The 22829-nt window shown below is 39.4% G+C and carries 15 protein-coding genes; 10 read left to right on the forward strand and 5 right to left on the reverse strand.

Features of this window, described 5'->3' with window-relative positions:
• The first annotated feature begins 41 nt into the window (after positions 1–41).
• The 3 genes from ORQ98_RS13535 (at position 42) to cheD (ending at position 8425) form a co-directional block, all read left to right on the forward strand.
• Positions 42–6671 carry a hypothetical protein gene (locus ORQ98_RS13535; RefSeq protein ID WP_274689345.1) on the forward strand — a complete coding sequence of 2210 codons (6630 nt, stop codon included), beginning with the start codon at positions 42–44 and terminating at the stop codon, positions 6669–6671.
• A 295-nt stretch (positions 6672–6966) separates the two neighbouring features.
• Positions 6967–7767, forward strand: coding sequence for a CheR family methyltransferase (locus ORQ98_RS13540; protein WP_274689346.1), 801 nt, complete (start codon positions 6967–6969; stop codon positions 7765–7767).
• A gap of 16 nt (positions 7768–7783) precedes the next feature.
• Positions 7784–8425: a chemoreceptor glutamine deamidase CheD gene (cheD, locus tag ORQ98_RS13545; RefSeq protein WP_274689347.1), complete on the forward strand. Its 642-nt coding sequence runs from the start codon at positions 7784–7786 to the stop codon at positions 8423–8425.
• 28 nt (positions 8426–8453) lie between these two features.
• Here the strand turns inward: cheD and ORQ98_RS13550 are convergent, their stop codons facing one another.
• A complete protein-coding gene (locus ORQ98_RS13550) occupies positions 8454–9113 on the reverse strand; it encodes a CatB-related O-acetyltransferase (RefSeq protein WP_274689348.1) in 660 nt (219 codons plus the stop codon).
• 204 nt (positions 9114–9317) lie between these two features.
• On the opposite strand from ORQ98_RS13550, the gene ORQ98_RS13555 reads away from it, so the two are divergent.
• The gene (locus ORQ98_RS13555) at positions 9318–10187 is read left to right on the forward strand and encodes a DMT family transporter (RefSeq protein ID WP_274689349.1); all 870 of its coding nucleotides are present in this window, start codon (positions 9318–9320) and stop codon (positions 10185–10187) included.
• A gap of 438 nt (positions 10188–10625) precedes the next feature.
• The gene (locus tag ORQ98_RS13560) at positions 10626–10796 is read left to right on the forward strand and encodes a hypothetical protein (RefSeq protein ID WP_274689350.1); all 171 of its coding nucleotides are present in this window, start codon (positions 10626–10628) and stop codon (positions 10794–10796) included.
• 238 nt (positions 10797–11034) lie between these two features.
• On the opposite strand, the gene ORQ98_RS13565 is transcribed toward ORQ98_RS13560, so the two are convergent.
• Entirely contained in the window at positions 11035–11412 is a 378-nt protein-coding gene (locus ORQ98_RS13565; protein ID WP_274689351.1) for a hypothetical protein, read from the reverse strand.
• A gap of 694 nt (positions 11413–12106) precedes the next feature.
• Between ORQ98_RS13565 and ORQ98_RS13570 the strand changes: the two genes are divergently transcribed.
• Both ORQ98_RS13570 and ORQ98_RS13575 read left to right on the forward strand, forming a co-directional pair.
• The gene (locus tag ORQ98_RS13570; protein WP_274689352.1) at positions 12107–13531 is read left to right on the forward strand and encodes a hypothetical protein; all 1425 of its coding nucleotides are present in this window, start codon (positions 12107–12109) and stop codon (positions 13529–13531) included.
• Between the two features lie 150 nt (positions 13532–13681).
• Positions 13682–16222, forward strand: a complete 2541-nt coding sequence (locus ORQ98_RS13575) for a hypothetical protein (protein ID WP_274689353.1) — start codon at positions 13682–13684, stop codon at positions 16220–16222.
• Between the two features lie 295 nt (positions 16223–16517).
• On the opposite strand, the gene ORQ98_RS13580 is transcribed toward ORQ98_RS13575, so the two are convergent.
• Positions 16518–17381, reverse strand: a complete 864-nt coding sequence (locus tag ORQ98_RS13580) for an AraC family transcriptional regulator (protein ID WP_274689354.1) — start codon at positions 17379–17381, stop codon at positions 16518–16520.
• Positions 17382–17655: 274 nt separating this feature from the next.
• Here ORQ98_RS13580 and ORQ98_RS13585 point away from each other — a divergent pair, with 274 nt between their 5' ends.
• On the forward strand, positions 17656–18123 hold the full coding sequence (locus tag ORQ98_RS13585; protein WP_274689355.1) for a hypothetical protein: 468 nt from the start codon (positions 17656–17658) through the stop codon (positions 18121–18123).
• Positions 18124–18480: 357 nt separating this feature from the next.
• Here ORQ98_RS13585 and ORQ98_RS13590 read toward each other — a convergent pair whose 3' ends face one another.
• Together ORQ98_RS13590 and ORQ98_RS13595 are read right to left on the reverse strand one after the other, a co-directional pair.
• On the reverse strand, positions 18481–18846 hold the full coding sequence (locus tag ORQ98_RS13590) for a DUF6463 family protein (RefSeq protein ID WP_274689356.1): 366 nt from the start codon (positions 18844–18846) through the stop codon (positions 18481–18483).
• A 388-nt stretch (positions 18847–19234) separates the two neighbouring features.
• Positions 19235–19669: a thermonuclease family protein gene (locus tag ORQ98_RS13595; protein WP_274689357.1), complete on the reverse strand. Its 435-nt coding sequence runs from the start codon at positions 19667–19669 to the stop codon at positions 19235–19237.
• Positions 19670–20748: 1079 nt separating this feature from the next.
• On the opposite strand from ORQ98_RS13595, the gene ORQ98_RS13600 reads away from it, so the two are divergent.
• Both ORQ98_RS13600 and ORQ98_RS13605 read left to right on the forward strand, forming a co-directional pair.
• The gene (locus tag ORQ98_RS13600; protein ID WP_274689358.1) at positions 20749–21240 is read left to right on the forward strand and encodes a formate dehydrogenase subunit gamma; all 492 of its coding nucleotides are present in this window, start codon (positions 20749–20751) and stop codon (positions 21238–21240) included.
• Entirely contained in the window at positions 21237–22829 is a 1593-nt protein-coding gene (locus ORQ98_RS13605) for a formate dehydrogenase beta subunit (RefSeq protein WP_274689359.1), read from the forward strand. The genes ORQ98_RS13600 and ORQ98_RS13605 overlap by 4 nt, the downstream gene beginning before the upstream one ends.

Here is a 22829-nt window from a genome sequence, read left to right on the forward strand (position 1 = left end):
CTATTTTATCTAGCACACACCATCTGGAGTAGATTGTACTGATGGCTCAAAATATAAACGACTTATCAAACCCAACCTCTGGTGAACAACTTAAAAATTCTCTTGAAAGTACCTATAGCGTCTCTATTTCTAAAAGCAGCTTAAATGGCTTTTTCTGGAAAGTCAGTGGTGGCCCTTTAGAGCAAACTATGCACTTTACGAAACTGGATGATGCACAGACAGCTCTACAAAAAGGCTATAAAAGAAATCGGTCGAAACATCTAGCATGGCTATTTCGAAAGTTGAGAGGCCGCAATGGTCATAATGTATCCCCTATTGCATCAGGAGAAAGTGGCCCTGTACTGGTTATTGATGGTGGTGATGATTTAGCTGTAAGTCTAGAAAACTCTGGGTTACCTAGAAAGATTGTACAAACAGTACAAGCATTGGGCTTATATCCTGGTTTTATTGCAGTGGTACATAAAGGTTGGCTAGGTGCATTAGAAGAGCGAAATGAAGCTGCTGATGAATTTGTAGAACTAAAAGAAAATATCAACGAATTAAAGGAAGAATTAACAAACACATTAAAGGCTGAACTGTTAGCTAAAGAGCAACTATTGAATAATGACCAACCACCTAATGTAGATACCCTGGTTAAACAGTTGCGGTTTAAAAAAGCGCTATTTGAACAGTTTAGCCAGCTTAAGCTAAATGATAATACTGAAATTAGCGACGCTATTACTCAAGTAAGACAACTAATAGATAGTATATCCGCACATAGGGCAACCATCGAACAACAACTGTCTGCTAGTGATAGCAACCATAACAGTGAAAATATTAATCAGCTACTGAAGACTTTAGATAAAGCCAACCTGTTTGATCCCAAATCACCAGAAACTCAAACACTATTGCAACAAATTGCAGAGCTTAGAAGTGGTCAAGAAGAAAAGTGGTTAAAGTTTATTGAAAGCCGTTTGGCAGGAAACTTTACTGAGTCTGGCTTAGGCTCTATGTATTGGGGCATGATTTCATTTGAAGCTAGAGCGACCAGTCAACTCTTAATTGGTGAAAGCGCCATTCCCTATGGGCAAATGATAGGCACGATTGGCGACACATTTAATGTCATTGGCCAAGCCCAAATGGTGGTAGCAGGCTTGGCAAAGGCTGGTTTAGGTATTAAAGAAGTTAAAACCCTTAACGAGTGGTTAGGTACATTACGTAACAATGAACTTATCAACTCCAGTCCTGAATTACGACAAGTTAAAGGTATTATTAACCAGTTTTATACTAGCCAACGTAATGCACATATAGTTGATATTTTTGGTAATGTCGTATTAACCGCAGGCCAATTAGGCATGATCTTAGGTGGCCCTTATGGAATTGGTGTCAGTGCCGTATTATTTGCCGGTGTTGGTGCAACCATTGGTGGTGTCGGTTTTACTCAAGCAGTTGCCCAATATATGAACCGCCGTTTTGATATCATTGAAACACCCTCTGATGCTGAAAAGGCTATTTTATCGAGTGAAGGCGATTCTCAAGAATCACTGCGCCAGCTATTACTTGATCGCGTAAATAACCTCTATCAATACTCTAAAGACCAGGCACCAGCCAGAGTCTGGCAAAAAATCTATCGACAACTTTTAAAAAACCCTCACTACAGCGCTGACAGAGTATTAAATAAGCTTGAAAGGCAATTTGGTTCTGGTAATGACCACTACCGTCGCCTTTATCGTGAAGCCTTATCAGATATTCGTACCCGACCAGACCAGCTAAAGTTGCTAGACACTGCAGTACAGTTAGTTAAAAGCCAGGATGTAAATAGTCAGTGGCAATTATTTAGCCAAGTCAGTGAGCATCTACGATCGGTAAAAACGGGGGAGACCTATACCCAAAGTTCAGATCGAATCCAAGACAAAATCATTACCCTTATTGAAGCAGCTGATGCCTTAGGCTTTGGTCCAGAGTTGGACCGGCGATTTATTAAGCGACTCGTAAATAACCCCAATTACTTCAAACGACATAAGATAGATGTTAACCGTTACATTAGTGAAATTACGACAGTAAAGAGTAAAAAGCCTTGGAACATTCCCAACCCATTTCGCCCTATTATCCATGTAGTCGAATTAATCAGAGGCCCCAATACTGAGCCACTAAAACCTTTATTTAAAATTTCATGGGGCCATAAGCAAACCAAAATTCTAACCTTTGAAAGAGAACGTTTCTTAGCCGATTTAGCTAATGATGAACAGCTTTCTAAAACCAACCAAGAGCTATTAACAGCTTTATTCCACCATAAAGAAGGCTTGACCAATTTATTTGGTCGGGATAAACGCAGCATATTTACAGCGGCATTACATAGTGTTGGTAAACGTATTTTGCGCTCCGATGTATTACGCCCCCTGATGGTAGGCATCAAAAGCCAGGTAGAGCTTAGTGAGCTACTCCGCCCTGCGCTTGATGCTGAAAGCAGTGCTGCAACCAAATTAAGCCTTACTCCCACAGAATTGGAAAATGCATTCTTAACAACAGCAGCCAAGAATCTGGACAATGGTTTGGAGTTTGCTACAAACCAAGTAAAACTAACTGCTTTATCATCAGCTCTACCAACAGAGGTTGATAACGACAGTCAGCAGCGTATAACTTTTGCAGATCAAATAAAAACCATCTCAATCACTGGCACCAATGAGCTTGTGAGCGGTAATAACATTAACCCACTTATAGCTACCTTAAGGTCATTTAGTGGTAATCAACAAACCTTACTCTATCGTTTGAAGCTTAAAAGTCAGCAGTTTGCACTGGTTCAGCAAAAAAACCAGCTAACTCTTTATCATGCCGATACAGCGAAAACTTACCAATTACCCACCATAAAATCGCTAAGAGCATTATTCAAAGAACTCAATATAAATACAAAGCAGTGGCAATTAACTGAGGTTACAACAGATTTAGCTGCTAACAGTAAAACCATTGATAAAATCTCAACACCAATCATCCCCACTTGGCAACGGCTGTTAGAGACAGATAATCTATTGGGTCGAGTTAAGATAGCCGACATTAGTTTAAGTCGGATAGATTTATGGAGCTTAGGTTTAAGTCAGAACAGGCAGCGGCTTTCAGGCCAACAAATAGCAGAGTTAACCAACTTAGAACCGCTACTCGCAAGACAACAATTGAGTCTGGATGCTAACCATATTAATCACTGGTTGAAGACAGTTGATGGTGATCAGGCTTATCAGACATTATTGTTAGTTCAGCGATTACAACACACAGGTGAGTCCCCCTTAAGTTTAAGTGGAGATAATGATGCCCAGCAGATTTTGCTGAAGCGGCTTGCCACGATAGCTAATTTAGAGGCAAGCGAACCCAAGCTCGCCACTCTTAATAAACAACTGGAACAAACGTTAAAAACATTAACTGAGGTTGATCAGCAACAACGTAGTCTTTATGGCAACCCCCAGCAGCATGGCAGCAAACTGACTCCCATTGCTAGAAACATTAGTCGTATTAATATGGGTCTACAGCTGGCAAGACTACCTGGTTCTATTTATCAAACTCTGGCTGCAACTAAATCAGGCAATTATTATGATGCTGCCAAAGAAGGGCTTGGCTCTACAACAGATGTCTTAGATATTTCCTTAGATTTAATTGCCAATAGCCAACGTATTCAAAGTTTATCCAGCAAATTAGCAAATACTGCAGGTAAACTTGGCGCTGCCATGAATTTTATTGGTGCAGGCTTAGGCACTTGGTATGCAGTAGATTCTTTTAAAGCTGCCAGCCAAACGGCAGGTGTAGAGAGAACCGATCATTTGGTAGCAGGTTCATTAGCAATAGCAGGCACTATTGTTTCTATTGCAACGGGTATTGCCTCATTAATTACGGTTACTGCTGGTCCAATCGGGGCTGCCATTGGCCTGGCAATCAGTATTGCACAAGGGGTTTATAATGCAGTTAGAGTAACCAATAACCTCCGTGCAACCGGTATCAGTGAAGGGGATTTATGGCGTGCCGGAGCAGCTGTGTTTTTTGGTTTCCCAGTACCTGAAGATATTCAAAACCAAGCAGCTTACAATCAAACCTGGAAAGCTTATCAACAGCAAATTAACCAACAATTTCAAACCCTGACTGAATCAGGAATTGATAAATTAGTGTATAGCCAGGGCCATATTGAAACCCATTATGGTAAAGTATTTGGTGGTGTAATGGGCCGCCATGACTACCATAACTTATCTCCAGAGCAACGCAAAGAATACAACAAACATGTGCCACCACACTCATCAGGGCATGTATTTGGCCATACTCCAAAACCTGCATTAGTCAAAACCAAAGGCAGCTTATCAGTTAATGGCTCTACCTTATTTATGCTAGGTAATGGTTATGATGCCGCCCAGGGTGACCAACAAAGGCGTAATATTTTTAAAATAACCGGCTGGGGTAGAAAGCATTTATTTGGTGGTAATAAAGCCGATATTTTTGAACTAACTGGCTGGCGCCATGGAGAAGGTAATGCAGACAATGGCAAATCACAATTTTTTGGTGGCCTTGGTGAAGATACCTTATCAGTAAGAAGCTATTTCTCTGGCCGATATATGCAAAAGGGAGAACAAGGTGTCAGCATTAATTTAACAACAGGTACTGGTGATACACCTTACAGTTATGGGTTTGAAGTATCAGGTATAGAACATTTAATTGGTTCAGATAAAAATGATCAATTTATTGGTAATGATCAAAGTAATACCCTAGCAGGCTATGCAGGTGATGATCAATTAAACGGCAATGAAGGTGACGACCAACTGGCTGGTGGCACAGGAAACGATATTTTAACAGGCGGTAAAGGTAGTGATAGCTACATTATTCAGTTAGATGATTTTATTGAAGATAATTCAATTGATGTCATTAATAATTTTGATGACCACTTTCAAAAGAATTGGCAAGAATTATACGATGATTACTTTTCTGGTGGAAAGCGGTTAAGAGAACAGAAACTTTCTTATCAAGATGATGACTGGCAGCGTACGTTAGACTTCCAGTCGAAACATCATGCTAACCATTGGGTAGGCAGGCAGCCTAAAGATGAACCACAGCAACCAGCAGATGACTACTTAATTACTAACTTAGCTACATTAACCGCCAACCAATCAGCGAATGACTTGGTAATATCCATTGATAGTCGTTGGCTTGGTTACCAGCGTTTAATTAAACAGTTACACTCTTTAGTCGTTAAAACTAAAGACAATGAAAATTTAGCTGAGCAAATCACAAGTAAACTACCTAAAGCCCTTGCTACTCAATTAACCAAGCAGCTAAATATTAATCAATTAATCAGTGCATTGGCTAACCCAGTTAAAACTAACCTAACAAATAATAGTCAACTACAGCTGCTGTATAGCTATTTCCAACAGCAGCAAGCAAACCAAATAACAGTTGCTAAAGTAGACAGTTACTTTTCAGGTAGGGCCTATCAACACCTCACTATTGTAGATATGCTGGGTAACAAATATTCATTTGCTAACCAGCCGAATGAGCAAGGCCAATTACCGTTAGCAGCGATCCAACTATCTGAACAATTAGGTACTCAGGCCATTAGACTTGACTTGGCAGCTAACACCATTAGCTATCAAAATAATCAAGGGCAGCGGCAATCCAGTAGGCTCGCTAGCCGACAAGTAGATCATGCCCGTGGCAGTCAAAACAACGACCTGATACTAGGTAATAATAACGACAACTGGTTACATGGGGATCAAGGGTTTGACACCATTATGGGCCATGCAGGTAACGATACACTAGTGGCCGGAGCAGGTGGTGGCTATTTAAAAGGTGGTGAAGGATTCGATACTTACCAAATACAAGGCAATGAAACCAAAGTTGAAATTGACAACACAGCAGCTGATGAGAAACAAGACACCTTACGTTTTACTCAAGGCCTGCAAAATCTCTCTTTGCAAAGAAAAGGTCGCCACTTGACTTTTACTTATCTTACAACTGATGTACAACTAATCGACTGGTTTCAGCAACAAAAACATCATTTAAGTGTGTCAGTGGTTGATGAAGCAAACCAGCAAGCAGGCGAGCTTAATTTTGCGCTCGTTAATCAGACACTACAGTTGCAATACCTTAATTTAACTTATGCTAAGAACACATCATATAAGGTAGACTTAATGGGTGGTTACTATCGATGGGAACATCAAGGCCGAGCATATACCCAACAATTAAACCAGCTAAGTCAAACTAAAGTGTTTGTACAAATGGGTAATGGAAACGACTGGTTACGTACAAGTAAAGGGCTTAACCATGTTACTGGTGGCAATGGCAATGATACTTATGCATTAACTGAGCAAGAGACTACCCTCATAATAGAAAACCATGCTCTAGATAATAAAGTAGACACTCTTGAATGGGCTAATTTACGCTTTGAAAGCCTCAGCATTAAACGGGAGGACAATAGCCTATTGTTGCTTAATGCTGCCAATCTTAATCAACAGGTTATTGTGAAAGACTGGTTTAAAGGAGCCCAATATCGTCATCTTCAAGTCAAAAATCAACTTGGAGAAACCTATAGTAGCCATGACCTAGACCTAGACCAATTAGTGCAGGCCATGAGTGGTTTTAATGAAAAAGCCAAGATAACTACCACATCAACCAATGAGAATTTAGCCAGTCATCATACCGTAAGCACAATATTAACTGCACAATAACATTAAACTTAAACTGTATTTGTTACCTAATATCCATAAGCCTTGGTGATCCCAAGGCTTTCTCCCTCTTAGTAAAATAATAAATAATCTATGGGCAAGCCAATACAGGACAAGAGCCCGTCAGCTTGCGTAGAGGCCATAAACAATTATTAGAGATGCCCTATACTCAAAAGAGCGGTAAAAATAAAAAGTACTGCCCGGACATAGTCAATCATTTATTTATCATATAGCTATTAAATTACAATAAATTATGACAGTTCAAGTAAATAATGATTACTTATGCCGAGAGTTTCCTATGAGCGATAGTGACTTTGCTTTCATTCAGCAAGTTGCTTATGATATCTCTGGAATTACACTTCGTGAGCATAAAAGAAATATGATATATGGGCGCCTTGTTCGCCGCTTGCGTAGCCTTAAGCTAAAAAATTTCTCTCAATATTGTGACCTGCTTAAGAAAGAAAATAATAAAGAATATAAAGAATTTATTAATGCAATTACGACCAATTTAACCTCTTTTTTTCGTGAACCACACCATTTCGACTTCTTAGAAAAAACAGCCCTTCGTGAAACGATTTATCACCATCAACATGATAAACGCGTCCGTATCTGGTCTGCCGGCTGTTCAACTGGTGAAGAGCCCTATTCTATTGCTATTATTATGCGCGAAATGATCAACCCTAGGTGGAATGCTAAACTGTTAGCTACAGATTTAGACTCAAATGTGCTTAACTGTGCCAAAGCAGGTATTTATCGTCTAGATCAAACTGAAACCATCAGTAGCGATAGACATAAAAAATGGTTCTATCATTCACTTAATGACAGTAAAGTAAAAGTGAAAGATTCACTCAAAAAAATAATAACATTTAATCAATTAAACTTATTAAATGCCTGGCCGATGAAAGGCAAGTTTGACATTATTTTTTGCCGAAATGTAATGATTTATTTTGACCAAGATATACGGGGAGCTCTTATTGATAGGTATGCGGAGATATTAAACCCCAATGGTTATCTGTACATTGGCCACGCTGAAAACCTACCTAATAGCAATAAACATTTTACACCATTAGGTCGTACCATATATCAACGAATCAGTTAGAGAAAAAAGAAAAGGTATGAACAGGCGCCACCAGTATCAGTTACCTGTCCCTTTAGCAGGTTTTGAAAATATTAACCGTTATTGGGATAAACGTTGGAATATACCTACTGCCAAAATACTACCTGGCCAATTTTATGTCAGCACTCAGGGTGAAATGATTTCAACCGTGCTTGGTTCTTGCATTTCAGCCTGTATACGCGATAAAAACACTAAAATTGGTGGAATGAACCACTTTATGTTGCCTGCTCAAAGGGATATTAATAATGGGCCTGCTAAGGCGACAGAACTAAACTCTTCAATGCGTTATGGCAATTGGGCAATGGAATACCTGATAAACGAAATCCTTAAGCAGGGCGGTAGTAAGTGTAATTTAGAGATTAAGTTGTTTGGAGGAGGACAAGTTCTGCAGAATATGACCAATATTGGCAAACGAAATATAGACTTTGTCAGAAAATATCTAATCAATGAAAACTTACACATTATTGCAGAAGACTTGGGAGATATTTACCCACGTAAAGTCTTGTATTTTTCAGACTCTGGTGCAGTTAAAATGAAAAAATTACGTTCCCTACATAACAACACCATTCAACAACGTGAAACTGAGTATATTCAATCCATCAATCGTAAACCTACACAAGGTACCGTAGAGCTGTTTTAGCCTTATGAGTACCTATAATAATTACCATCTACTTTCTTTGCTCATTATCATAAACTAGCGAAGCAGCTTCAAGCTGCTCAATATTATCAGCACACATCCATTGACGCATTGCAGCAAACTTTTCCTCAGGCCAGTCATATATTGCTAAAACCAACAGGCTTTCAATAACCTCATCAGAAAACCGCGCTTTAATTACTTTTGCTGGGTTACCTGCTACTACAGAATATGGAAGCACACTCTTGGTAACTACTGCATTGGCTGCAATAACAGCCCCTTCACCAATATTCACACCAGGCATAATCATCGCTCGCATACCAATCCATACCCCATCACCAATCACCGTATCACCCTTCCCTAGGTATGAATCAGTCACTTTATCAGCGAAGGGATAAAGGCTAAACCAATCCATCCGGTGGGTGTGATTCCCTCCCATCACAATAACCACTTCAGCACCAATGCAAACATAATCACCAATATACAACTGATCTATTTCCCACTGGGGCGTCCAGGTTGCCTGACTATATGCATCACCATATAAATAGCGAACAACTGAGTCTTCAAAGCAACCTGACCAAGCATCACTGTAATAACTATGCGAGCCTTTAATATGAATATTTGGATTGGTAACCGTTTGGTGAAGATACTCGACTTTCGACCAGTGTTTTTTGTCTGCCTTTGTGTTTGCCATACTACTACCAATTTTTATTAGTCAGCCATGCTTAACTGGTAAGCATAACCCGATTTAGTCTTTTTAGATAAGCAATCGTCTTAATTAGATAAGCACTCAGCTGTCTAACTCATATAAAAATCACTATGTTAAATGCTTCATCACAATACCGACCAAACTCAATAATTTATACCCCCAGTGGGTTATTAGCTTCTAAGTTATTATATGCAAACCAAGTCATGGCCAATAGGCGCCACATGTATTTTATTTGCTGCAGTCACATTTGCCTTTCAGCCCGTATTTGCTGCTGTCATTTATACGACAGGCGCCAATCCAGCAGGGTTGTTATGGATACGGTTCATAGGGGCATCCATCTGCTTGCTTGTGGTGCTGCAGCTACAAAATAAGCCAATGAATAAGCTATGCTGGCCAAGCATGTTTCTGGGTATTATCTACGCTGTTATTGCTCTATGCTACTTCTCAGCTATACAGTATGCCTCCGCAAGCTTAGTCGTTATTCTACTGTATTTGTTTCCTGTTTTTGTGATGGTATTGGCCAGGTTTGTATTTAAAGAGCAATTAAGCAAACTGAAAATAACCGCATTAACCATAGCCCTTGTGGGGGTACTTTTCTCAGTTGGATTAACGCCTGAAGGAAGCCTAATCGGTATTTTACTTAGCTTAACTGCCGCACTTGGTTACGCACTTTATATTTTATTATCAAATCACTTTCTAACCAATAAAGATATTATGGTGAGTACGACTTACATTTTCATTGGTGCAGCAGTCACTTATACATTAGCCGCTTTAGTCACCAGTGAAGTCAAACTGCCTCAACAAACCAGTGGCTGGTTAGCAATTGCAGGATTAATTATTTTTAGTACGGTTCTCCCTATCATTGCACTCAACTTAGGTAATATGATTATTGGCGCTTCTGATACTGCAATTTTATCCACATTAGAACCAATAGTAACCATTTTCCTTGCAGTGTTAATTTTAAATGAAGAACTTAATTTATATCGAATAGCGGGTGGTTTCATGGTGGTAGCTGCTGTGATTTTGATTAGTCGGGAAAAAGTATCAACAACACACTAATAAATACTAAATTATTTCCCACCAAACTTTCTGAAGCATTTAGCGATGCTTTCTAGCTAAAGAACATGCAAAGAAGGTTTGGTATAACATCATCTCTCTCTAAATAAATACATGACTTTGCTTTTTCTTATTTGTGCCAGAAAATCGATTGACTTCATTTTTAAGAACCAATAGAACCTATATCTTAGAAGTGTTATTTCAAAAAGTACTGCCCCTTGATCGCCTTCAACAACTACCTTTTTATCTCTAAGCCGTTAGGAGCGATTGAGTGTTTTGAGCAACGATTTTCAGGGCTTTCATAAAAGAAAACCGCCAGTGGGCCAAGGCGGTATAGCTGGAAAATCATAAAGTGACATGGCTACTCTCATCATAAAGCGTGCTATCAGTGAGTATAGGGTCATCCATTCTATGCCACATTATAGATTTCCAGCTATATGAATGGCGGCCAATAGGGGTATTGCTGCAAGACTTCTCCATCTGGCAGGACGTAAGCGACTCAGCAATAACCCTACCAGCCACTACCAGAATGCTAAAAGTCGATTAAAAAAACAACAGCATTTAAGTTATATGGCTATTCGAATTTTGCTTAGTAATCCACCAAGTTGTTGATTTAGCAATGCAAAACGTTTAAATCGCTACTGACACAACGCGCTGTTGAACAAGCTATTAACGAGACTATGAAAACTCCAACACACCGGAGCGAGCCTTAACGAAGCCATGTTCGCCAGGAGGAAAGGGGTGAAGATCGAGAGGCTGCAGAATCCGATGGTTCCAGAGGATTGCTAGACCAAATAGGATCTAGGACAGCGTTTGACTGTCCTAGATCCTATTTGAACATTGAACGCAATTAATACGCTTCTGAAGTGAAAATAACGCCATAGTCTACGATTTGACACGAGAAATGGGTCTGCCTTGTAATATGCAACGGATAACGCCCATCCGTTGGTGTACTGGTACTAATGGAAGCATCACATTCCCAGGTATTGCCCCGTCTATCCAGTTGGTAATTTTTCTTTAAGCGCGATGTCTTGTTACACCCAGGCGCCAAGTCTCCAGTGGAGCGGTCATTACCTGTCCCAACAACGACATATCCACATAATGTATCTACATGCCAGCGTGAGAGATCCTTTTCAAACTTCCGCCCCACTTGCTTGGCACGGTCACACACCTCTTTTGGTAACCATATATCCGACAAAATAAATTCCACCTGTATCAATCCCGTCATCGTAAACAAATCCATTTCGCAAACTTTTGGCGGGTACTTACTTGAGTCTCTCAAGTATTCAGTTGATGTAATATAGTCATCTGCACTAACGATAGTTGATAGTAGAGATGCAGTAGCAAGTAAGCAAATACTGTGTTTTTTAAAAAAGCGCATGGTTTAAAATCCTTATTAAAAAATCCATCGTTAAATGGCCAGAGTGACTATAGGTAATAAGAATTTTGGTCTCAAGCAGTATGGGATAAAGCAAGTTATTTTGGGATGAAAGGAGGCGTTATTGGATAGGATAACGCTATTTGTCGTATGTGGGATATGCTAGGGGTGTAGCTTAAACAATGTCAGATTTAAAAAATCTGATCTGGATATTTAATGCTTTATCCCTATCTTGCCGTGTATTATCCCGGCCATAGCACTTTTAATCCCAAAACTACTAGTGTAATCCCAAACGATTTGTGGAATATACTCTTGATGTTTATATTCAATTCACGAACTAGGTAATATTGTTTACCAAACATATTTCTATATAGATTGCTTTTATAGAAAAACTACTTTTACTTAAAGACACCCTATACCAGTTCGCTTAAAGAAACACTCTCTGTTAATTCTCGCTAGAAATGGCTGCTTGTTTAAATGATAGAACAGTCATCTCACAACTGATTCCTTGATCAAAAAACTATCCTTAAAGAAGGAGAATACCATGACAAATCCAAAAGTTACCTTTAAAAATTCTTTAGCTATTTCTATTGATGTATATGATCACTATACAGCTAAAGGTGCTAGTAGTATGGCTATTACCAAACTGGGTTCTATTCCTGCCGGTGGCACCTTGAGTATCGATACATTGCATGCAGTCAGCTATTTAGCAATAACTCACTCAGGTTCTGTATCAGGTATTACAACTGACTATTACCAACAATTTCCCATTGCTAGCTTTAATATTACTCCTTTTGATAGCAATTATACCCATACTATTACCAGTGACCATCAGCTAGGTATGGAACAAGCCTTCAAATTTATTAAATACATTACGGCTAACCCTCTCAGTAATACCGCTACAAAATTTCAATCCATCATAAAAAATAACAAGAGTAATAACTTTGAGTCGGCAGTGAACAACTACTTTTTAGGTTTAAATAACTTTAGCAAATGTAATGTCACCAGCTGGGCTGCTATGAATCTTTGGCTATTTAACGGGTTTTCCGCTTGGCAGGAGGATACTTACTATCTGTACTCCGTACCTGGTTCATCTACTGCTCCCATATCTGAAATAGCAACAGCGAGCATCAAAGTAACCAACAGCGGTACTACTGCCTCAGTGACTAAAGATAACTCTAAGGTTAATCTGGCTATTAAGAAGGGTAATATCCAAGAGGCCTCTGTAGGAAATAGTGCTTTATCCATCAGTTTGAGTCCAACCTGGACTTATGTAGACTCTACAATTAGTCCATCCTTATCTGGCACGATTAATAGTACTAAAGTATTAGGAACCAAAAGCAAAAGAGATTTAGCCTCGCACTCTCATTCAAGTTCTAGTAGCAGCAATAATGGATTCAGTGCAGCCACTATTACAGGGCTGTCGATGAATGCAGGTTTTATACTATTTATGGTAGCAGAAAAGTATATATCGTATAGAAGTAAAAAATCTGCCGCTAGAACAGCAGAAGAAACCAAGGCAGTTAATGAGGAATTTAACAAAAACCTTGAAAGTATTACTACCGAACTTAAAGGTATTAAAAAGGAAGTGACAGACATTAAAGAATCAATTAATTCAGAAGAAACCGCACAAGAGTCCATGATTAAGCAAGAGATGAAACTAGATGGTGGTGCAAATGCAGATATTGAGGCCCAAGCTGAAACATTAATGGGATTTGAAAATAATGAAATTCTAAACTTTCAGAATGTTCAAGACCGCTTAGACACTAGCCGCCTCAAGATCGAAGAAAGCTTAAACGAGGATGTCATGAAAGAAAGTCAGGATATCCAAAATGACATTAAACGCTCAGAAAAGATTGCTAATGAAGAAGATGCAACGTTAGAAGAAATAAATGAACAAGAAAATGAAGAAGAAACTAATATTGAAAATGAGAATGCAGAAGTAGATGTAGAGCCAATGGACGGGTAATTGAACTATTTAGTAACAACAAATGAAATGCCAACCAATGAAGTTTTGGTTGGCTTGTCCTAAAACAATTTTTTCCTGCCGATTACAATATAAGTATTGCTAATCATTATATAGCCAAATTCACACATAGGCGTATATAAGGTAATTATTATGACTACTCTGAATTCTATTTCGGTTACTAATAAACTAAGTAAAGAAATCATTATTTATGACGCCTATTATAAAAATGAAAAAGACAATTACAAAAAAGGCCTTACTAAACTAGGCGTTGTAGCCGCAAACAGTACTAGTCATATCACCCCTTTGAGATCAGCTACTCTTTTTGTGGCGACACTATCTGATTCTGATATTCCAGTTTATGTAAAAGAGTGGCTTGCACTAGGCTCTATTACGCCCCTCATTGTTACTCAACAAAGCCAAAGTGCATTAGCTAATAGCCTTGATTTTATAAAATTTGCTGCGACTCATTCAACGGCAAATACCATTAAACAGTTTAATGCTCTGTGGAAGAATGAAAACAGCAATGACCTTATCAATTCAGTAAATAATTATTTCAAAAATACCAAGCATTACAGGAATTGTTGTTTCTTAAGCTATAACCTCGCGATGCGTTATCACACCTATATATTAACTAAACTTGACGATAGTCATTCATTAAAAGCGCTTATCGAAAACATGGGTGGGGATTGGCCTGTAGGTTTTCCTGATGTGCAAGTATCACATGTGAATGTACAAACAAAAAATGGCACCCTAGACATCTGGGTAAAATTAGATATGAACTTGCTTGCTCAACAGTTACCAGCTGCAAGTAACCTCAATACCATAACCAAAGAATCCAGTTTGCTTTTTAATATCGATATCAATCCTATGGCTATTAATTTAAATAGTTATTTTGATACCCTATCAATTCCAGCTGGGGGTCGTAGTACCTTAGAAATAAAAAAGCCTAAGGTCAAACTAAGCATTAACCCTCTGTTTCAATTTATTGTTTTTGAAGTTATAGGTGATATTTTCTTTAATGTATTTGGTCAACCATTATCTGCTACAGTCTCTATGGTAATTGATAATATCGAAGCCAATGTTGCAGTCAATATCAAAAGTCCTCATCAATCGTTACTAACCCCGCCAGGAATTAAAGGGCTACATTTAGATGAATTTGGCATGGAGATAGGGGTTTTCTTTAAACCCACTGGACTAGATTTAGGTATTTCTGGCCGCTTTCATCTAGGTGAATCCAATACAAAGTTAACTGACATCAAAGATAACCAATTTGGCTTAGTATTTAGTATCGTCGAGGAAGTTCCAGAACCTGCCTACTTGTCTTATTATCTGTCCCAAATAAGTCTTGAAGAGTTACTTATCTTATTTACTAATACAAGATCAAATATCCCCTTTCCTATAAGTTTCAAAAACCTTTCATTCTACTGGTCCCAAGAGCCCATTGCTTTACCGGATGGCACCTTATCCCATATTGGTCTCAGCTTCAGTTCAGCAGCAGACATTTTAGGGTTTAAATATTATGGACAATTTAACCTTGATTTAAATAGAGGCATTGAGGCTAACATACAGGCTGAACCTATCTTATTGGGAAATATCTTTCATTTATATGGTGATGGTAAAGGCGTCAATATAAGGGTTGATGGCCAAGGAAACCCTATAAAAAACAATCAGCTTAAATCAGATAAAGTAGTATGTAAAACTAAAAATTTGGTACCCAGTGGGGGGCTGGTCATGACAATGAGCACTTCCAGTAGCCCCTACTTTCACATTAAAGCAAAGCTATCTTTTTTAGAACTCATTGATTATGAAATTGACGCTACTATAGATCACCGTGGTATTAATTTCGAGTTGGATTTCAGCAGTCTCATCAAAAATAAAATGAGCTGTGTTCTTAACAGCTATCGTCATTTTCATAGCCAATTTACTTATGGTATTGATAGTGTTATTCCCTTACCAAATTTATGCTCATTTCATATGGGACATCTACACTTGAAAGCAGATGTTAATGCTACGCTTATATTAAATATACAAAATAATCAGCTAATCGTTAGTGCTAGTGCTGAATTTACCTTCCAAAATATGGACTTTACTGTACCTGTCTTCGAGCTTAAATCTACGCCACACGAGTTAAGTGATATTATAAAGGCCTTTGAGCAAAAAATTATATCGGATGCTAAATCCATTTTTGAAAAACTATTAAACAATGCTAGTCAGTGGGCTCATTGGGTTGAAGCCGGGCTGATAGATTCGGTAAGTAATATCGCCTGTGGATTAAAAAGTGGTTACCAATTTTCAGCAAAACTAACTACCCCAATTCTCAAAGACATCGGTTATAATGCAAGTAAGACAGCCAAGGCCATGATAAATGCCAGCTACAGTATTGACTCAATATCTTCATCCTTAAGCCAAGATTATAATTTAACCAACTCCCAGCTGGCTAATTCACTAAATGATGCAGGTGTTGAGATAAATAGTATCGCCGAAGGGCTGAAATCTACTGGAGCAAGTGCCAGCCAGGTGGCAAGCACTCTAAAAAATACTTTAAAACTCAATAACAATACCGTTAAGGCTGCTTTGCAAAGTGCTCAGTACCCTATAAATGAGGTCAATCAAGGTCTTAAATCCATCGGAGATGTAACCAAAAAGGTGGAGAATGAAGTGCTGCACCATCTGAATCCTTTTCACTGGTAAAAATAGATTTATGAAGTATTAAATCATTACAATGATATCCCTGCCAGCCATGTACCTTTATGGTTGGCCGGCTTGAAGCCTTTTGGTTTTGCAACGTTGATTTACAAGCTGCAGGATCATTATTGCACCAATCTGACACGACTTGGTAAGTGCCAGAAGACGACAACTATTCTGGAATAAGGGAGCGCAATCACGGGGTTTTCTATATCATAGAGTGGAGAGCTGGCTTTATCTTTTGATAAATCAAGTCAGCTTTCCGGTGCCATTAAAGATTTTTCTCTGAAAGGAAAGCGAACTACTTGACTGGCACTAAGTAGTCCATTTCACTTTCGTGTGAATCCAAGCGAAAGCGCTCGTCGTATACTTCAATCTCTGGCGACTCAATAACCTCCAAACCCGACTCAGGCAAATAGTGGGTCCAAACGTTCATAATAAACGCTTGGAATCCTGATACAGGCCCTGTAAAAGTATACTTAGCATACTTCTGTGGTGGTATGGTCAGCTTGGTCATACCTTCTGGTACTGTTTCACTATCAACAGCCTCACGAGCTGTCAAATATTGGAAAATACCCGAACAGCCATTCTTTTGTCGTGTTTTTGTGGGAACGGCTGATAGGCCGTAATAACAATTGGTATTTGTGGTTTTAATTTCGTGACTTCTAGACCAAAACTCCTGCCACTGAGATAACGCACCAGAAAAATCTGGACTATCATAGTCATTTTTGACACCGATCACTACGAAACTACCGCGTTCAACAATTTCAGGTTTCATAAGCTCTCCTATTTGGATTTCAAAAGCTGATTTCAATCCAAGAAAGGCGTCTTTTGGGCTTCTCACTTTGCTCCGAAACTTACCCGGAGTTGTATAGAAGTGGTATTTAAAAGCCCTGGCAAAGCTTTCTTGAGTTTCATATCCAGCATCCAAGGAGATATCTAGGATTCTTCGTTTAGTGTTGAGCAACTCCATTGCAGCCCACTCTAGCCGTCTTTTACGCATAAAACAGGCAAAATTTTCACCAACCACCAGCAAAAAAACACGGTGAAAGTGGTATGGAGAAAAAGCAGCTATCTGTGCCACTTCATCGAGTTCAACAGATACTGGAAGCTTTTCCTGAGCATAATTCAAAGCTCGATTTACTCTTACACTATATTCACTCATCAATATTTCCTCGGTGCAGGCGAGACTATATTGCCAACAAGTGAGATGGCCGTTTTGACATTTTTTGCGAAAAATCAAGAAGTATATAATGCCTCAAGTAAGCAGCACGCGCGCGTCAGTGCGTCCAGCCACTGATATGCCTATTATTCATAAAGTGAGTGAGGTTTAGTAACAGAGGTGAAACCGACTCCACAAAACTTCGGCCATACAACCCAGAAGCAAACTCTGGATTACTTAGGCATTGAAGAGAAAGAGACACACGGGTTATATTTGTATGAAATTTAATAAGCGTAATGTTATGACGTCAAAAATACTGTTAATATCTACCTTTCTCGCATTATCAGGCTGTCAGTTTTCCACTTCAAAACCAATTGAAATATCAGGTGATATTCCTCCAATTGATTTAGTTAATGATAATATTTCAGTGACAGATTTTAGTGCCATAGTAATAGAAAAATCCTATCAACCAATAGGAGAAGATACTTATCTGATTACTTCAGATGTTATTCGAGCTTTAAAAGGTGAAAGTATCAGTCAAGTATCCTATGTCGTTAGATACGATCCAGATCTAGCGCCCAAAATAACTGGTAAGCCTATGATTGTTAGCTTATGTAAAGCTACTACTAAGACCAGTACCCACTATATCCCTGATGTTGGTTTTAGATTCTTAGCAAAGGATTGGCAAACTTGGTCTTTGAAAACGGAGCAACCAAAAAATAAAGGCAGCTATTGTGATTTGTAGCTAGGAAGCTGAGGCTGGTAACAATCTCTAAACAATACTGCGGACAGTTTTATAGGTGTTGTATGTTAGTGTTTACGGGGGGAGTGCTCTACTCTCATATACTTTATTGCAAGATAGCCTGAGGCTTAACATGCAATAAACTCCTCCTTCCTATGGTACATGGCCTGTAGAGCAATGTTTTATAATTCAAAAACTGTCCACAGTATTGTCTAAACAAAACAGCTTTATAGCCTTCAAATCACCCAAAACTCTAAGTGATTAATTTGCAAGGGTAAACAGGTTAATTTTTTGCACAGAAATTAACCTGTTTTTGGGTTGAGCTTAGAGAAAACAGACTAAATACCAACTCTTACCCTATTAGGCGTCATTAACAGCCACCGCCTTTTGTGATTTAAAAATAAAATATGACGGCACCAACATTAGCCAAAATCCAGAAACCGGGAAAATGATTAGTCCAACTATAGATCCTATTGCCAACACCCAACCCAAGTGAACTGGAATAGTAATGTTCTTTTCTTCCATGGTACTTATTAAAGAGCCAATCATAAACAGGAGTACCCCCGCAAATGTAAACCAAAAGGCCCAACCTCTTGCCTCTCCACCTCCCGTTGCTAACAACCCTTCCATAACCATGGCCAATAGATCTTCTCGAAATCGAATCAATCCAAAAATTATATGCAGTATGCCAATCACTATTATTTGAAATCCAATATGTTCTTTCAAAATGACACCCAACTAATAAACGTCACATTGACGGATAGCACCTTGACATATTTTAACCAATTCACTCTATTGAGGCTAGGCTCACGCCAACATTTATTTGCTACTTTACTCATAAAAATAGTTTGATTGAAAATCAATTAAAAAAATAATTATTTGGGTTTATTTTATTTTTTTGCAGTTTATTAATTATTTTCTGCGAATAAACTACAATTTTTAATTGTTTATTATTTCACCTAAAGGCTCATAAATTTACTCAATGCATCATCCCCACCCAACCTGTAGTCCATTCAAAACCAGCCAATAACGTCAAGCTTCGGGTATTTTTACCCGAAACTCGTAGTATGCTACCAAAAACGGTAGCAAACCTGTTATTTGAAATAACTAAGCCCTACTTACACCACCCCTGACGTTTTCCGCCATCATACGGCCTAGCCAACCTCGCTTTGATCAGGCTATCTGTAAGTCTTTTGCCGTCTACATAGACATCTGCAAGTATCCTGAAGTACTTCCCTCGCTGCATATTGCGTAACTCAATCTTCTTAGCTGAACGCAACAAACCAACAGTATGTTGCTTGGCTTTCCTGGCCAGCTTCTTCTCTTTCTCGCACTGACCTCTGATCTCAGGTGTATCAACACCTTTGACCCGTATAGAAATCCGCTCACCCACGATTTTAGGCCAACCCTGAACATTTACACGGAACGTGTCTCCATCGTAGATGCTGGTAACTTCTTTGACTATTGCCGTACCAAAATCCTTATCTTTGATGCTTTTTCCAACTGCAATACAGGGCAATAGTGCGACAATTAGAGCATACTTTTTCATTAAAACAACCTTTATGATGAAAAAAAATAATGCTAGCAAATAATTATTTAAGATGTTGCTTGGTGGGTTCTCAGTGTTGATAAGTGTATGAAAAAAAGACAGTGCGCCGCTGGCTTTAGTTTAACTACCTTGGGTTTGTGTGATTGTAAAAGTTATTATTAGAAAACAGGCCAAGGCAATACAAAACATATGTAGCATTGCTACACAGCGAAAGATGTACAAAAGTTGTACACCCAGTAAGGGTTTGTGAGTGTAGCCCTGAATTTCATCACATAGCTCATAGATGAGAAAAATAAGGATGGCACTATGAACGGTATAAATATTTCCATTGGTGCAGATAAACCATTAATGGAAACAGGAAGGATAGTTGCAAAAACATCGATTTCGATTTTTATAATTAATTGATACGATACAGGAAAGATCGTATTTTTTTATCCTTTGACACTGCCCCATGTAATCACAAATAATATTCAGTGACTTCATTATATAGCCAAAGCGAATGGTTTTTAGGGGCGGCCGTCGAGTGATGAAGCCCTATGAGTTTATGTTTTTATAAATGATTAGGGTGAAGACAGTTTATTGCTCCTGCATAAACTACATTTATACCATCCTTGGTGCTTAGCGACGACAATAAACCCCTTGTGCCCTAGGGGTATAAAAATCATGCGCGAAGGGTATTGAATATTGCACTAAACCCCTTTTCTTTAAGTGATGACCTAATACAAAACTAAAAAAATTGACTAATAAAATAAAAATCATAAAAATACCGTACCTGTCCAATAACACGAAAGCCATTAGATATAAGCGATTTGGTAAGGTATATGTGACTATTTAGATAGGATATAGATGACTAGATAGCTACACTAACCATCGTCACAGATGAAAATGATTATCAACTTAAATTAATAGCTAAACAACCATCCGCTTCAGTGTCTCAATTAACTATTGCCATGTCTTAAACGGCTATGCATGTTTGTCTAGTTGCCGTTTACCCTTCCTAGATTGAACAACAATAACAAGCCCTTGATTATCAATGGGTATACACCAACGAACGTGGTTTAACCGAGGTGAGGAACAGAATGCAGGGTAACTCTAGCTGGGACAGGCAACTAGTTGAAAAGTCGATTGACTCATTACAAGACAAGCCCGGTGCGTTGCTGCCTATTTTACATAGCATCCAGGACCAGTTGGGCTATATTCCCTCTGATGCTGTGCCGCTGATTGCTGACAAGCTGAACTTATCTCGTGCCGACGTTCACGGAGTGATTAGTTTTTATCATCACTTTCGGTCCAAACCCTGTGGCGAATATGTGATTCAGGTTTGTCGCGCTGAAGCCTGCCAGGCCATGGGTAGCCGTCAGTTAGAACAAACCATTAAGCAGACATTAGGCATTGATTACCACCAAACCACCCTCGATGGCAGTTTTACCTTAGAGCCTGTTTACTGCCTGGGTAATTGTGCTTGCTCACCCTCCATTCGGGTGAATGATGATATTCATGGCCGAATGACTACCAGTAAATTCAACCAGCTGGTTGATAAAATGCAAACTGTTGCTGTGGAGGTCCAATGACACACTCTCCACTGAAAACAGTTGCTGAGCAAGCTATTCGAGTCTATGTCCCTTGTGATTCTGCAGCCTTATCTGTTGGTGCTGACCAGATAGCAACCACTATCAAAGCACTGGCAGCAGAGTATCAAGCCAACATTCAGCTAGTTCGAAATGGCTCCCGCGGGCTATTTTGGCTAGAACCTTTAGTTGAGGTGGAAACGGCTGATGGCAGAGTGGCTTATGGCCCAGTTCAACCAGAAGATATTACCTCATTGTTTGAGTGTGACTTTTTATCTGGCGATCCACAACACCCATTGTATTTAGGTTTAACAGAAAAAATCCCTTATTTAGCAAAGCAGCAGCGATTAACCTTTCAACGTGCTGGCATTATTGAACCTGCCTCAATTGAAGATTATACCGCTTATCAAGGCTTTATCGGCTTAAAAAAAGCACTGGCAGTTGGCCCACAAGCGATTGTTGATGAAGTGAAGCAGTCAGGTTTACGAGGCCGCGGTGGTGCAGCCTTCCCTACCGGCATTAAATGGCAAACCGTATTAGACACCCCCGCCAAACAAAAATATATCGTGTGTAATGCAGATGAAGGCGACTCGGGTAGTTTTGCTGACCGACTGGTAATGGAAGCTGACCCTTTTTCGTTAATCGAAGGGATGACCATTGCGGGGATCGCTGTAGGGGCTAACCAGGGTTATATCTATTTACGCTCAGAATACCCCCATGCCCACCAAATGTTGAATAAGGCAATAGCTGTCGCCTATCAACATGGTTATTTAGGTAACCATATTTTAGGCAGTGATTTCAGTTTCGATTTAGAAGTACGCCTAGGGGCAGGTGCTTATATTTGTGGCGAAGAAACCTCGCTGCTGGAAAGCTTAGAAGGCAAGCGTGGTTTAGTCAGAGCCAAACCCCCTATTCCTGCCATCGAAGGTTTATTTGGTCAGCCTACCATCGTTAACAATGTGTTATCCCTCGCGACTGTGCCTATTATTTTAGAGAAAGGGGCTGCTTATTATGAGCATTTTGGTATGGGTCGCTCACGCGGTACGTTAGCCTTCCAGCTGGCAGGTAATATCAAACAAGGTGGCCTGGTAGAACTGGCCTTTGGCATCAGTTTGCGTGAATTATTGGAAGAGTACGGCGCAGGTACCTTAACCGGCCGCCCGATAAAAGCGGTACAAGTCGGTGGACCATTAGGTGCCTATTTGCCTGAGCATCAGTGGGATACCCCGTTAGATTACGAAGCGTTTATGCAAATTGACGCTATGGTAGGCCATGGTGGAATTGTCGTATTTGATGACAAGGTTGATATGTTGGAACAAGCCCGCTTTGCCATGGAATTTTGTGTAGAGGAATCCTGCGGCAAATGTACACCTTGCCGAATAGGCTCCACCCGTGGTGTAGAAGTTATCGATAAAATTCGTGCGGGTGACAATATTCAAGCCAATACGGTGTTGCTGACTGATCTATGTGACACCATGACCCACACCTCGCTTTGTGCTATGGGTGGCATGACCCCTTACCCGGTAATGAGCGCACTTAACCACTTCCCTGAAGATTTTCAGCCGACTAATCCAAAAACGGGAGGCTGCTGA

Source organism: Spartinivicinus poritis (assembly GCF_028858535.1).
Lineage (GTDB): Bacteria > Pseudomonadota > Gammaproteobacteria > Pseudomonadales > Zooshikellaceae > Spartinivicinus > Spartinivicinus poritis.

Coding starts and splice junctions, on each gene's coding strand:
- ORQ98_RS13535 (WP_274689345.1), top strand. CDS start 42: ATGGCTCAAAATATAAACGACTTATCAAACCCAACCTCTGGTGAACAA.
- ORQ98_RS13540 (WP_274689346.1), top strand. CDS start 6,967: ATGAGCGATAGTGACTTTGCTTTCATTCAGCAAGTTGCTTATGATATC.
- cheD (WP_274689347.1), top strand. CDS start 7,784: ATGAACAGGCGCCACCAGTATCAGTTACCTGTCCCTTTAGCAGGTTTT.
- ORQ98_RS13550 (WP_274689348.1), bottom strand. CDS start 9,113: ATGGCAAACACAAAGGCAGACAAAAAACACTGGTCGAAAGTCGAGTAT.
- ORQ98_RS13555 (WP_274689349.1), top strand. CDS start 9,318: ATGCAAACCAAGTCATGGCCAATAGGCGCCACATGTATTTTATTTGCT.
- ORQ98_RS13560 (WP_274689350.1), top strand. CDS start 10,626: ATGGCGGCCAATAGGGGTATTGCTGCAAGACTTCTCCATCTGGCAGGA.
- ORQ98_RS13565 (WP_274689351.1), bottom strand. CDS start 11,412: ATGACGGGATTGATACAGGTGGAATTTATTTTGTCGGATATATGGTTA.
- ORQ98_RS13570 (WP_274689352.1), top strand. CDS start 12,107: ATGACAAATCCAAAAGTTACCTTTAAAAATTCTTTAGCTATTTCTATT.
- ORQ98_RS13575 (WP_274689353.1), top strand. CDS start 13,682: ATGACTACTCTGAATTCTATTTCGGTTACTAATAAACTAAGTAAAGAA.
- ORQ98_RS13580 (WP_274689354.1), bottom strand. CDS start 17,381: ATGAGTGAATATAGTGTAAGAGTAAATCGAGCTTTGAATTATGCTCAG.
- ORQ98_RS13585 (WP_274689355.1), top strand. CDS start 17,656: ATGAAATTTAATAAGCGTAATGTTATGACGTCAAAAATACTGTTAATA.
- ORQ98_RS13595 (WP_274689357.1), bottom strand. CDS start 19,669: ATGAAAAAGTATGCTCTAATTGTCGCACTATTGCCCTGTATTGCAGTT.
- ORQ98_RS13600 (WP_274689358.1), top strand. CDS start 20,749: ATGCAGGGTAACTCTAGCTGGGACAGGCAACTAGTTGAAAAGTCGATT.
- ORQ98_RS13605 (WP_274689359.1), top strand. CDS start 21,237: ATGACACACTCTCCACTGAAAACAGTTGCTGAGCAAGCTATTCGAGTC.